Origin of the sequence: Sulfuricaulis limicola, from assembly GCF_002355735.1 — a bacterium.
Classification (GTDB): domain Bacteria; phylum Pseudomonadota; class Gammaproteobacteria; order Acidiferrobacterales; family Sulfurifustaceae; genus Sulfuricaulis; species Sulfuricaulis limicola.
The window spans coordinates 289209-302421 of record NZ_AP014879.1 but is presented as its reverse complement, the minus strand read 5'-3'; the positions used below and the strand labels follow the sequence as shown (position 1 = coordinate 302421).

The following is a 13213-nucleotide window of genomic DNA, read 5'->3' as shown; positions in this document are numbered from 1 at the left end:
GCAGCGCACGCCCTCGAGTCTGCTCGCGCCCATACTACTTAGCACAAATCATTCCATGAATTAATTTTTCTTTTGGAATCATGCTACTAAGAAAATTCTGGTCTGTTATTGGCAGGATAATTCAAGGAAAATGTAAATTCTGTCGACAAATGTATTTCGGCGATTTTCCTCGCCGTGCCTGGCTTTTCAGGATTTCGCCCTCGAATCAGCAAAAGTAACCCGAAATTTGTGTAAATGATTCCAACACAAAACTACAAGCCCGGATTTACCGCGCCAACTCTGCAAAAAACAGTTCCCGCGAATAAGGATAATGAGGCGGGCGAGAAACAGCCTAACGGGTGGCGCTGACCGGCGGCACGCTAGAATGCCCGCATGAATCCTCACCGAATCGTGATCGTCGGCGGCGGCGCGGGTGGGCTGGAGCTGGCCACTCGCCTCGGCGACAAATTCGGCAAACCAAAACGCGCGCAGGTCACGCTGGTGGATGCCCGGCTCACGCACCTGTGGAAACCACTGCTGCACGAGGTCGCGGCCGGCACCTTCGACTCGCACGAGAACGACGTCGACTACATCGCGCAGGCGCACCTGCATCACTTCGTCTACCGCCTCGGGCGCATGGACAATCTCGACCGCGAGCGGCGCGAGGTGAGCCTGGCGCCAACGCTCGACGAGGACGGCCGCGAGATCATCCCGCGCCGCGCCATCCCGTACGACACCCTCGTGCTCGCGCTCGGCAGCACCAGCAACGACTTCGGCATCCCCGGTGTGCGCGAGCACTGCGTGTTTATCGACGACCGCGCCCAAGCCGATGCCTTCCAGCGCGCCGTCATGCGCAACTACATCCGCGCGCAGACGCAGCCCGAACGTCCGGTGTCCGATCAGTTGCCGCTGGCGATCATTGGCGCCGGCGCCACCGGCGTGGAGCTGGCGGCGGAAATGCACAACATGGCCCATCAACTCGTGGTCTACGGCTTCGATCGCATCGTGCCGGAACGCGACCTGAAGATAGTGATCATCGAGGCCGCGGACCGCATCCTGCCGGCACTGCCGAAACGGCTGTCCGAAGCGGCACAGGACAGGCTGCACAAGCTCGGCGTGGAGGTGTACACGCGCCGGCGCGTGACGCGCGTGATCGCCGGGGGCGTGCAGACGCAGGATGGCCAGTTCTTCCACGCCGCGCTCAAGGTCTGGGCCGCCGGCATCAAGGCGCCGGAGTTCCTGCACAATCTCGCCGGCCTCGAAACCAACCGGCTCAACCAGCTGGTGGTGCGCCCGACGCTGCAGACTACCTACGACGACGACATCTTCGCCATCGGCGACTGCGCCGCCTGCCCGCAGCCGGGCAAGGACATCCCGGTGCCGCCCACGGCCCAGGCCGCGCACCAGCAGGCCGCGCTGCTGGTGAAGACCATCGCCCGCCGCTTCAATGGCAAGTCATTGCCGACATTCACTTACCGCGACCGCGGCTCGCTCATTTCGCTGTCCCACTACACCACGGTCGGGAGCCTCATGGGCAATCTCACGGGCGACGTGATGATCGAGGGCCGCTTCGCGCGCCTGACCTACCGCATGCTCTACCGCCTGCACCAGCGCGCGCTGCACGGCACGCTGCCGATGCTGCTGCTCCTGTTTTCGGATTTCCTGCAGCACCGCGCCCATCCGCGGATGAAGCTGCATTGAGCGAAGGCGCCATCGGCGCCGGGGAAACGGCTCAGCTGCGCCCGAACACCGGCACCGCGGTGCCGGTGACCGAGCGCGCGTCATCCGACAGCAGGAATGCAATGACGCTGGCCAAATCACCGGGCGGAACCCAGGCGGAAAAATCCGCCTGGGGCATGGCCTCGCGGTTCTGCGGCGTGTCGATGGTGCCGGGCAGGACGCAGTTGACCCTGATCCCGTGCGTCTTGAGTTCACCCGCCAGGCTCTCGGTGATGCGCAATACCGCCGTCTTGGCGGCGCTGTAAGCGGCGTAATTCGGGTTGCCCTGGAATACGTTGCGGCTGCCGATATTGATAATGCTCCCGCCCTGCGCCTGCAGCATATAAGGAATCACCGCGCGGCAGCCGTTCAGGGTGGTGCGAACGATGAGGTCGTACAGAAAATCCCATTCCGCGGGATCGGTCTCGTGCACCGGCTTGCCGCCGCGGAACCCGCCGACGGTATTCACCAGCCCGTCCAGCCGCCCGAAGCGCTTATGCCCCTCGGCCGCCATGGTGTTCACCGACTTGGGGTCGGTCATGTCGACGTCGCCCGCCAGCCAGTGCTGTGCAGAGTCCTTCAGCTTGTTCCAGGTTTTCTGCAGGCGATCGTTCGAGCGGTCGACCAGCACCATCCTGCCGCCCTCTGATTGAACGCGTTCCGCCACGGCATGGCCGAGATTGCCGACGGCGCCCGTGATGATTATTACCTTGTCTTTCAAACTGGACATCTCTGTTTGCTCCCGTTACTCATGAAATTCATTTGCGGATTATCGTCGCCTGCGCTGCACAATACTTTCATCCCAGGCAGAGGACATCGTTTCACAGCTCGTTTGTCACTTTCTCCGTGGCCTCGACGATCTCCTGATGCCGTTTGTCCACCGCGCGGCGGTCGCGCTCGAAACGCGCCAGCAGTTCGTACACGCAGGGCACGACGAACAGCGTCAGCAGCGTCGACACCAGCACGCCGCCGATGACCGCGATCGCCATGGGCGCGCGCAGCTCGGCGCCGGGCCCGAGGGCCAGCGCCAGCGGCAGCGCCGCGGCGATGGTGGCGAACGAGGTCATCAGGATCGGGCGCAGCCGGATCGGACAGGCTTCGATCAGGGCGTCGCGCACCGTCACGCCGCCGCGGTCGCGCACCTGGTTGGTGAAGTCTACCAGCAGGATGGAATTCTTCTTCACGATGCCCATCAGCAGGATCAGGCCGATGAAGCTGAAGATGTTGAGCGAGTTATCGAACAGCAGCAGCGTCAGGAACGCCCCGGAGACGCTGAACGGCAGCGCCATCAGCACCGTGACCGGGTGGATGAAGCTGTTGAACTGCGAGGCCAGCACCATGTAGGCCACGATCACGCCGAGGATCAGCACGAACCACAGGCTCGCGAACGACTCCTGAAACGACTGCGAGCCGCCGACGAACTGCACCCGGTACTCCGGCGGCAGCACCTCGTGCGCGATCGCCTGCGCCCGGTCCAGGGCCTCCTGCTGCGACTTGCCGGTCGCGACGTTGGCGAAGATCTTGATGGCACGCTCGCGGTCGTTGCGGTTGATCTGCGCCAGCGCGCGGTCCTCGCGCACCTGCACCACCTCGGAAAGCGGGATCAGCTCACCGCGGTTATTGCGCACGTACAGGCGCCTGATCTGATCGATCCGGTCGATGTCCTGGTCGCGCAGCCGCACGCGCACATCGTAGCGATGGCCCTCGGAGGAATACTGCCCGGCGACCACCCCGCCGACCATGGCGTTGACGGTCTGGGAGATGGCCTGGATGCTCACGCCGCGCGCGGCGGCGCGTTCGCGGTCCGGAATAATGCGGATTTCCGGCTTGCCCAGCAGATAATCGCTGTCGGTGTCGGTCACCAGGCCGGTGGCCTCGAGCTTGGCGATGATGGTCTCGGAGTACTCCACGAGCTTGTCCCAGTTGCGCCCCTGCACCGCGAACTCCACCGGGAAGCCGCGCGAGGCGGTGAAGCCGCGCTGCGACAGGTCCTGGATCGAGACCTTCAGGCCGAGCTTCTTGAGCGCCTCACGCGTGACCCCCATCAGTTCCTGCTGCGACAGCTCGTGGCCGGCCTCCGGGTCGATGCCGCGCTCGCCCTTCGGCTTCATGCTGATGAAGGCATTCGTCAGGTTCGACTGTCCGCCGGTGCCGAACCCGCCCACGGCGACCATGTAACGCCGGATCTCGGGGCGCGAGGCGAAGAATTTCTCGGCCTCGCGGATCACCGAGTCGGTGAACTCCATCGAGGAATCGATCGGCGTCTGCGCACGCACGATGAAGCTGCTCTGGTCCTGCGCCGGCATGAATTCCTTGTTGATGAAATTGAGCGTGCTGAACGAGGCCACGAAGAACAGGAGCGAGCCGCCGATGATGATCCACGGATGCCGCAGCGCCAGCGCCAGCAGCTTGCCATACAGTGCGGCCACGGCGCGAAACGCGAAATCCGCGGCGCGTCCCATGCGCGTGACGCGGCTGCCGGCCTGCACGAACTGCGAGGCGCGCATCGGTGTCAGCGTCAGCGCCTCCAGCAGCGACAGCAGCACCGCGACGGTCATGGTGATGCCGAACTGGAAGAAGAACTTGCCGATGACGCCGCTCATGAACGCCACCGGCAGGAAGATCGCGACCACCGCCAGCGTCGCCGCCAGCGCCGCGAAGGTCACCTGACGCGACCCCTTGAGCGCCGCCTCCACGCGGTTCTCGCCCTTTTCCTGGTGGCGCACGATGTTCTCCAGCACCATGATGGCGTCGTCCACCACGATGCCGATGGCGAGGCTCAGGCCCAGCAGCGTGAAGGTGTTGAGCGTGAACCCGAAGAAGTACAGGACGATGAAGGTGCCGATGATCGAGGTCGGGATCGCCAGGATGACGTTCAGCGTCGCAGTCCAGCTGCCGAGGAACAACCAGCACACGAACGCGGTGGCGAGCGCCGACAGCACCAGCGCCATCTTGAACTCGTCCACCGATTCCTCGATGAACTTGGTGCTGTCGAAGTTGACGTCGATCTTCATGCCTTCCGGCAGCTGTTTGGCGACCTCGGCCATGCGCGCCTTGACCCCCTGCGCCACGGCCACGGTGTTCGCGCCACGTTGCTTGCGGATGCCGATGCCGACCGCGCGCTCGCTGTTGGCGCGCGAGATGCGGCGGATGTCGTCCAGGCCGTCCTCGATCTGCGCCACCTGGCCCAGCCGGATGCGACTGTAGACCGGCTGCCCGCCGCGCTGGTTGATGACGATGTTCTCGAACTCCTTGGCGGTTTTGGCCTCGCCCAGCGTGCGCACGTCGTATTCCTTGCGCCCGGTGGTAATCTGGCCGGCGGGCAGTTCCGAATGTTCGGCACTGATCGCGTTCAACACATCCGTCACCGCCAGCTCGTAGCGGCTCAGCTCCTTGCCCGAGATCCAGACGCGCAGGTTGGGATCGACGTAACCGCCGAGCGTGATCTCGCCGACGCCGGTGACGGACGAGAACCTGTCCTTGAGCGAGTCCTTCACGTAGCGCATCAGCTCGCGCACCGAGTGCCGGTCGCTGGTGACCGACATCCACAGGATCGGCTGGTCTTCGGGGTTGGTCTTGCTGATGACCGGCGGTTCGATGTCGGACGGCAGGTTGCGCTGCGCCGCCGCGACCTTGTTCTGCACCTCCTGCAGCGCGTCGGAGATGTCGCGCGACAGCTCGAACTCGACGCTGATGCTGGCCTGGGCATAGCGCGCGGTGGAGCTCACGCTGCGCACGCCCTCGACCGTCATGACCGCATCCTCGATGACGTCGACGACGTTGGTCTCGATCACCTCGGGCGCCGCGCCGGGGTAATCCACGCGCACCGACACCACCGGGAAATCCACGTCCGGCAGCTGGCTGATGCCCATGCGCGAGGCCGAAATGCCGCCGAACAGGATCAGCGCCGCCATCAGCATCCAGGCGAATACCGGGCGACGGATGGCGATTTCAGGCAGGTTCATGGGTTGGGTCCTTCGGGCACGGCCGGACGGCGCACGGCCGCCGCTTCCAGCCGGAGATAATCCAGCTTCGCGGTGTAGCGCGCGCGGTCCAGCGCCCGCTGGTTTTCCTGAAACGCGGTCAGGGCCTGCAACACCTCCAGGTTGGTGACCAGTCCCAGGCGATAATCATGCCGCTGCACCTCGTAGTTCTTGCGCGCCGCCTCGGTTGCTTTCTCCAGCGCTTCGAGCTGCGAGCGGTCGTAGACCACGCTTTGATAAACCGAGCGGATTTCCTGCTCCGCCTGGCGGCGCACCTGGCTCGCGCCCAGCTCGGCCTGCGTGCTCTGCGACACCGCTTCGCGCACCTGCGATTGCAGGCTGCCGCCGGCATACAGCGGGATCGTCAGCGCCAGCTGCACGTCCCAATCCACGTTCTCCAGGCTGCCCTTGCGTTCCAGGTAGCGGTTGGCATTGAGGTCGAGCGACGGCTGGCGCGCGCCGCGCGCAACGGAGATGTTTTCCTGCGCCGCGGTCAGGCGCTGCTGCGCCGCCTTTACGTCCGGGCGCAATTCCAGCCGCGCCAGATAGGCCTCGAGCGTATCCAGGTTCGCGGGCAGGGTTTCGCTGTCGCGCAGCGGCGTGTCCGCCGGGAGACCGCTCAGGAACGCGAAGGCCTCGCGCGCGGCGGCGAGCTGGGCCTGCAACTGCTCGACCTGCGCGCGCAAGGTGCTGATGGTGGTCTGCACCGCGAGGGTTTCGCCGGCGCGCGAGCGGCCGATGCGCACGCGATCCTGCAACTCCTTCTCACGCTGCAGGTTCAGACTGATCTGCTCATCGAAATTCTTCCGGTCCTGTTCCAGCGCCAGCACGTCGTAAAAATTCTGCGCCACGTCCTTGAACAATTGTGTCCGCGCCTGGCGGTAGTCCTCGCCCTGCGCGTCCACCAGTGCCTGCGTCTGCCGCATCGAGGCGAATTCCCGGAAGCCGCGGAACAGCGGCTGGCTGGCGGTGAGCCGCGCATGCGGTTGACGCGTCGGATTCGCCACCGTGTCGCGCGCGCCCTTGTCCAGCCAGGTGTAGGAGGCGACGCCGTCGACCGTCGGGCGCAGCGTGGACTTTGCCTGACGATAGCGTTCCTCCGCCTGCTGGATCAGCTCGCCCTGCGTCGCCACCACCTCGCTGCGTGCCAGCGCCTGCGCGAAGTATTCGTCCAGCGTCAGCGCCCCGGTGGCGGCCGTGGTTCCGGCCCCCAGGCACAGGGCCAGCGCAGCGATCCAGATCGTCAGAACTCCCGCGCCCGACTTCAAGCAAACGTCCCTCCGGAAGTGCTCAAGCGGGATTGGACCCGGCGATCACGGATAAAATCCGTCCGTTTTGTGATTCCCGTCGGCATGTATGGGGCTCAGTGGCAGGAGGCCGCTCCCGACGGTGACGCACGCTTCTTTTTGCGCGCGCCGTCGAGCGGCCGGCGCGGACCCGACAGCGGCAGCATCTTTTCCAGCCCCGCCAGGATCGGGCAATCGGGACGGTCGTCGCCGTGGCAGTGTTTGGCCAGCGTCTCGAGGGTGCGCTTCATGTCCTGCATCTCGCGGATGCGCTCCTCGAGCTCGCGGATGTGCTCCTGCGCCAGCTCCTTGACCTTGCGGCTCGGGCGGCGGCGGTCCTGCCACAGCTTCAGCAGTTGCTCGATCTGTTCGATGGAAAATCCGAGATTGCGCGCCTGCTTGATGAAGCGCAGGGTATGCACGTCGCTCTCGGAGTACATGCGATAGCCGGCAAGCGTGCGCCGCGCCCTGGGGATCAGGCCGATCTCCTCGTAATGCCGCACCATCTTGGCCGACACGCCCGAGGCCTGCGCGGCCTCGCCGATATTCATGATATTGCCGTTCATGGATTGTCTCACTGGCGCCGGGGAATCTCCGGGCATGGGTGCCGCCGGCCGGGTGTCTGGCATGGCAGTTTCCCCGTTGTCGACCCGGCATTCAAGGGCTTTCCTTCCCATGATGGGAAGCCGCGGCGGGAGGGCTTATTTGTAGAAGATGTGGCTGCCGATGCGCGCCACCGGCTTGTTGCCGCGCGCCCAGCTGGGCCTGATGTACGCGGCGTGGTAATGCGTGGCGCCCTTGAGCGTCGGCACGTGGCGCCCGTAATAAACGTCCTCGGCCACCGCCCAGGCCTGGCGGAAGGTTTCGTCCTCGCGCGACGGCCGTTCGTCCAGTTCGGTCCAGGAAAAGGCGCTCACGTAGCGCTTGCGCAACGGATCCCAGTTCTTCTGGTGCACCACGCCGCAGATGGTGTCGGGGTAACGTCCCGAGGCCACGCGGTTCATGGTGACCTCGGCCACGGCGTATTGACCGGCCACGGGCTCGCCGCGCGCCTCGAAGTACACGTTGAACGCGAGACAGGCCAGGTCCTGGATCCTGGCCTTCTCGGTGTAAACCGATTGCATGAGATAGCCCAGCGCGGCCACGACCAGGCCGATCACACCGACGACGATCAGCGGCCCCTTGTCCAGCGCGTGCCAGGAATAGCGCAGGTCGCCCCATGCGCGCGCGATCAGCGATGCGCTGCGACGAATACGATTTCTTGAATAACGTTTTTTGCGCATGTCCCCGATGCTCTCCATGCGGGGCCGGATACCATACCGCCCCGCCCCATCACCCAAAGCTAGAATCTTTCACTCCGGCCTGCCAAGACAGTACGGACCGGCGGAACGCCGGTCCGGATCAGTGGCCTGCTTTGGTTTGCATGGACGCATCGATGAAAGGCACAACAACAACGGGTGCTGGCCGCGTTCCGTTTCGGGCGGTAGAGTACGGCCCCTATGCCATCCGTGGTGGAAATCGAGGGCCTGGTCAAGCGTTACGACAGCCGCGAGGTCGTGCGCGGTATCGATTTGAGCGTGCCGGCCGGGCGCTGCTTTGGCGTGCTCGGTCCGAACGGCGCGGGCAAGACCACCACGCTGCGGCTGCTGCTCGGCCAGTCGCCGGTGAACGGCGGCGCGATCCGCGTCTTCGGGCTGCCGATCCCGCAAGCGGGCCGTGCCGTGCGCGCCCGCACCGGGGTCGTGCCGCAGACCGACAATCTCGATCCTGATTTCACCGTCGCTGAAAACCTGCGCGTCTACGGCCGCTATTTCGGCATCGCCGCGGCGACGCTCGACGCACGCATCCGCGAGCTGCTGGAATTCGTCGGCCTCACCGACCGCGCCAACGCGCGCATCGCCACCCTCTCCGGCGGCATGAAACGTCGCCTGACCATCGCGCGCGCCCTCATCAACGATCCCGAACTGGTGGTGCTGGACGAGCCCACCACCGGGCTCGACCCGCAGGTGCGGCACATGATCTGGGGCCGGCTGCGCGACCTGCGCCAGGCGGGCAAGACGCTGCTGCTCACCACGCACTACATGGAAGAGGCCGAACGCCTGTGCGACGAGCTGGTGATCATGGACCAGGGGCGCATCCTCGAGCAGGGCACGCCGGCGGCACTGATCAAAAAACACGCGGAACCGGAAGTGCTCGAGGTGCGCGGCGAGGAGCAGCTCGCGCGCCGCGCCCTCGAATCCGCCGGCGATGGCCGCTTCGAGGTCATCGGCGATACCTATTACTACTACACGCGCGACGCGCGCGAGGTGGTCAAACGCCTCGAAGGCATGCCGGGGCTGACCTTCCTGCACCGGCCGGCGAACCTGGAGGACGTGTTTTTAAAACTGACTGGCAGGGAGTTGCGTGATTGATGCGACGATATTCGGCGGGTTACGCGCCAAATACGGGCGCTAACCCGCCCTACATATAAGAATGGCCATGCTCTATATTCCTCGCTTTCAAGGCGCCGCGATCGCGGTATGGCGGCGCAACATGCTGGTGTGGCGCAAGCTCATGCTGCCCAGCATTTTCATCAATTTCGGCGAACCCTTCCTGTACCTGCTCGGCCTCGGCTACGGTCTGGGGCTGTTCATCGGCGAAATGATGAATATGCCCTACCTCACCTTCCTCGCCTCCGGCATCCTCGCGTCCTCGGCCATGAACACCGCGAGCTTCGAGGCCATGTTCTCGGTGTACACGCGCATGATCCCGCAAAAAACCTACGAGGCGATCCTGACCACGCCGCTCGAGGTGCAGGATATCCTGGCGGGCGAGATGCTGTGGTGCGCCACCAAGTGCGTCATCAGCGGCACCGCCATCCTGGTGGTGGCGGCGCTGCTGGGTGCGGTGCAGGGCTGGCACGCGCTGTGGGTGCCGCTGGTGCTGCTGCTCGTGGGGCTGTGCTTCTCCGGCATGGGGCTGGTGATGACCGCGCTGGCGCCGGGCTACGACTTTTTCAACTATTACGTCACGCTGGTGCTGACGCCGATGTTCATCCTCTCCGGCGTGTTCTACCCGGTGACCTCGCTGCCGGTGGTGCTGCAATCCATCGTGCAACTGCTGCCGTTGTCACACGCCGTGGACCTGATCCGCCCGCTGGTGGCGGGACTGCCGCTGTCGAACGTGCCGCTGCATGTCTTGATGCTCGCGGGTTACGGGGCGGCGGGATATTTCATTGCCGTGCGCCTGACGCGCCGGCGCCTGCTGGTGTGAGCCGTTGCCGAGGCAGCGCAAAATCACCGGTTTTCACCAGGATGAACACGGTGACTGGGTGGCGGAGCTGGAATGCGGCCACAGCCAGCATGTGCGCCATCGTCCGCCCTGGACCAACCGCCCGTGGGTCGTGACGCCCGAGGGTCGCACACGCCATCTGGGCCAGACGCTGCAATGCAAGCAGTGCGCGGAACGGACGACATCAGAACCAAAACCGGAAAACTGACATGCCTTACGCCGATATTTCCGATCTGCCGGCCTCGGTGCGCAACCATCTGCCGCACCACGCGCAGGAGATTTATCTCGCCGCTTTCAACAACGCCTGGGAGGAATACGCCCGGCGCGAGGATCGCGAGATCGTGGCGCATAAAGTTGCGTGGGCCGCGGTGAAGAAGCAATACGTCAAAACCGGAAAAGACTGGGTGGGGAAATAACATGGTGGACATCCGCAACGAAATCCCGCCACGCGACATCGCGCAGTTTCTCGCCAGGGCGCTGGAATTCTCCGCGTCGGCGCGGGCGCTGATCCTGTCCCTGCTGGCGGCCGGGTTCGAGGTCAAGCGCAAGCCGGACCGGAGCTTCGTCACCAGCGCCGATCTCAGGGTGGAACAACGGCTGCGCGAACTGATCGGCAAACATTTTCCCGATCACGGCATTATCGGCGAGGAATATCCGCCGACCCGTCCCGAGGCGCCGTTCCAGTGGATCATGGACCCGATCGACGGCACCGAGGATTTCGTGCAGCGCATGCCGGCCTTCGGCAGCATCCTGGCGCTGCACTACCGCGGCGAACCGGTGGTGGGCGTCATCGACCATCCGGTGCTGGACATCCGCGTAAGCGCCGGACTCGGCCTCGGCACCCACAGGAACGGTGAGCGCGTGATCCTCACCGACCTCGACCCTGCCGTCATCGACGGCAGCGAGCGCGTCATGCTGCCGGCGCGGGCCAACTTCACCAAGCACCGCGACGACGGGGCGTTGTTCGACGCCGTGGCCCGCGCCCACCCGAACCACCGCATTTACCGCACCTGTTTCAGCCACATCTGCGCAATCCTGGGCATGGCGGACGCTGCCATCGATTACGGCAACCCCATCTGGGACCTGGCCGCCAGCCGCATTCTTATGGAAGAGGCGGGCGGGAAATTTCTGGGCGTGCGCGCCTGGGACGTGCCCGGGGTCGGACGCGTGTACGGTTCCATCATGGGCAAGCCGACGCTGGTGGATCGGCTGGCCACCCATTTCAACCAGTAGTGCCAATCGCATTTTTTCATCACAAGATATTGTTATTTTTCCCTTCTGCGGTTACATTTACGCGCGAGAAAAACGTTAATAACGGTCCCCGAACCCCCTAGGAGCACACAGGTTGGCTGTCGGCGAAAATCTCTCCGTCGACCCCGGGCTGATGAACGCGCTGGTGCGGCATCTGGAACACCTTCAGCGCCATCCGGACGGCGGCGAATTGTTGCAGTTGATCAAGGACGCCCTGCATCACTGCCGCGATCGCGGTCTCGTGAACGGTTCCTGCCTCTCCCATTTGCATCAGCAGCTGCTTGCCTATACCCAGAATAACGCGCTGCCCGCTGCCATTCGCCTGCGGGCGCGCCTGATCCAGCAGCATCTGGCGATCTACCTGCCCCAGCCGGATCACATCATCCCGATGCGCGAAACCGTCCCGGCGCCGAAGGCAGCCGCCCCTGCCAGGACCACGCTGAAACCGCGCGTGCTCTCGGCGCCCGATTCCCAGCTTACGGAGACTCCCGCCATGGAAAGCCCAAGAACGCCGGAACAACAATCGGCGCCGGCTGCCCCGACAACGGAGGCGCCGCGCGCCGCCGAAGCCGGCGTTCCGCCGCAACTCGATGAACTGCGCCAGATGCTGGCGAAGGGCATGGACGAGATGATGCGCGAGCGCGAGACGCTGTCGCGCCAGCTCTCCGACGCCACCACCTATCTCAAGATGATCGAGGCCGAGCGCGAGCAGTTGCACGAGGAACTCAACAAGGCGCGCCGGCGCATCCGGGCCGGCGAGAAATCCACCAAGAAAGCACTCGGCCTGCCCAAGCGCGACGTGCTGGTGCGGCAAATCGAATCCGAGGTCGAGCGCGTGAAGCGCCACGGCGAGCCGCTGGCGCTGGCGCTGATCGACATCGACAACCTGGAAGACATCCAGCAAAAACACGGTCCGGAAATCGCCGACGCGGTGCTGAACCGCTACACCAGCGAGGTGCTTGGCCGCTTCCGCAGCTACGACATGGTCGCGCGCTACAACAAGAATGAATTCGCCGTGCTGTTGCCCAACACCGGCAAGGACAGTGCGCTGCGCGCGCTGGAAAAAGTGCACAAGCGCGCCAAGGAATCGCATTTCAGCCACAAGGGCCAGAGCTTCCCGCTGCCCGGCTTCGGCGGCGTGCTCACCTTCTACTCCCCCGGCGAAGAGCCGCATCAGATGCTGCGCCGCGCCGACGAAGCGCTGGTCAACCTGAAACTCCGCGGCGAGCGCCAGCTCGTGGTTGTTTAAAAATAGAATAAACAGGATTTTTCAGGATTAACAGGATTATTTCTGAATTTCTGAAATCCTTAATCCTGCAAATCCTGTTTAAATCCTGTTAATCCTGTTCAATTTTTTTCAAAAAATAAACCCCGCGGGCGCGGGGTTTGAAATCTGACGCAACGGGAACGCTTCAGGCGGCTTCGGGCTCGGTCTCGCGCCGGGTTTCCTTTTCCGGCTCGGGACGCGGGGCGGACCTGGCCTTTTCGATCACCTGGTCCGCCTCTTTCCTGGCCTTTTCCAGGACCTTGTTCACCTGCTCGCCCTCATTCCATTTTTCGTAGCACACGGGGATATCCTCCTGCCCTGCCTTGGGCGTGCTTCGCATGAATGTCCATGCACAAATCAAGCTACGCCGGCAGGGGAAATTTTCAATTAAAAAATTTTTATGTTGCATCCGGCGACGTTCCCGGGCGCGCAAAATACCCGGCAAAACATGACCATAG

General features: G+C 64.1%; 13 protein-coding genes. 7 read left to right on the top strand and 6 right to left on the bottom strand.

Going from position 1 to position 13213, the window contains the following annotated elements; genetic code table 11:
* Positions 1-372 precede the first annotated feature (372 nt).
* Positions 373-1680 carry an NAD(P)/FAD-dependent oxidoreductase gene (locus SCL_RS01445; protein ID WP_096359302.1) on the top strand — a complete coding sequence of 436 codons (1308 nt, stop codon included), beginning with the start codon at positions 373-375 and terminating at the stop codon, positions 1678-1680.
* Positions 1681-1711: 31 nt separating this feature from the next.
* Here SCL_RS01445 and SCL_RS01440 read toward each other — a convergent pair whose 3' ends face one another.
* From SCL_RS01440 to SCL_RS01420, 5 genes are all read right to left on the bottom strand, one after another.
* On the bottom strand, positions 1712-2428 hold the full coding sequence (locus SCL_RS01440) for an SDR family NAD(P)-dependent oxidoreductase (RefSeq protein WP_096359300.1): 717 nt from the start codon (positions 2426-2428) through the stop codon (positions 1712-1714).
* Between the two features lie 91 nt (positions 2429-2519).
* Positions 2520-5663, bottom strand: coding sequence for an efflux RND transporter permease subunit (locus SCL_RS01435; protein ID WP_096359298.1), 3144 nt, complete (start codon positions 5661-5663; stop codon positions 2520-2522).
* Entirely contained in the window at positions 5660-6949 is a 1290-nt protein-coding gene (locus SCL_RS01430; protein WP_096359296.1) for a TolC family protein, read from the bottom strand. The genes SCL_RS01435 and SCL_RS01430 overlap by 4 nt, the downstream gene beginning before the upstream one ends.
* 95 nt (positions 6950-7044) lie before the next feature.
* Complete coding sequence (gene cueR / locus SCL_RS01425) at positions 7045-7518, bottom strand: Cu(I)-responsive transcriptional regulator (protein WP_096361790.1); 474 nt, start codon at positions 7516-7518, stop codon at positions 7045-7047.
* A 150-nt stretch (positions 7519-7668) separates the two neighbouring features.
* Positions 7669-8250, bottom strand: coding sequence for a cell wall hydrolase (locus SCL_RS01420; protein WP_172425870.1), 582 nt, complete (start codon positions 8248-8250; stop codon positions 7669-7671).
* 216 nt (positions 8251-8466) lie between these two features.
* Between SCL_RS01420 and SCL_RS01415 the strand changes: the two genes are divergently transcribed.
* From SCL_RS01415 to SCL_RS01390, 6 genes are all read left to right on the top strand, one after another.
* A complete protein-coding gene (locus tag SCL_RS01415) occupies positions 8467-9378 on the top strand; it encodes an ATP-binding cassette domain-containing protein (protein ID WP_096359292.1) in 912 nt (303 codons plus the stop codon).
* Between the two features lie 67 nt (positions 9379-9445).
* A complete protein-coding gene (locus SCL_RS01410) occupies positions 9446-10219 on the top strand; it encodes an ABC transporter permease (RefSeq protein ID WP_197702671.1) in 774 nt (257 codons plus the stop codon).
* 4 nt (positions 10220-10223) lie between these two features.
* Positions 10224-10445, top strand: a complete 222-nt coding sequence (locus SCL_RS01405; protein ID WP_096359288.1) for a DUF3565 domain-containing protein — start codon at positions 10224-10226, stop codon at positions 10443-10445.
* A 1-nt stretch (position 10446) separates the two neighbouring features.
* A complete protein-coding gene (locus tag SCL_RS01400; RefSeq protein ID WP_096359286.1) occupies positions 10447-10653 on the top strand; it encodes a ChaB family protein in 207 nt (68 codons plus the stop codon).
* Position 10654: 1 nt separating this feature from the next.
* Positions 10655-11470 carry an inositol monophosphatase family protein gene (locus SCL_RS01395; RefSeq protein ID WP_096359284.1) on the top strand — a complete coding sequence of 272 codons (816 nt, stop codon included), beginning with the start codon at positions 10655-10657 and terminating at the stop codon, positions 11468-11470.
* A 112-nt stretch (positions 11471-11582) separates the two neighbouring features.
* Complete coding sequence (locus tag SCL_RS01390) at positions 11583-12737, top strand: diguanylate cyclase domain-containing protein (RefSeq protein WP_096359281.1); 1155 nt, start codon at positions 11583-11585, stop codon at positions 12735-12737.
* Positions 12738-12900: 163 nt separating this feature from the next.
* On the opposite strand, the gene SCL_RS14210 is transcribed toward SCL_RS01390, so the two are convergent.
* Positions 12901-13095: a hypothetical protein gene (locus SCL_RS14210; RefSeq protein ID WP_172425869.1), complete on the bottom strand. Its 195-nt coding sequence runs from the start codon at positions 13093-13095 to the stop codon at positions 12901-12903.
* Positions 13096-13213: the final 118 nt, after the last annotated feature.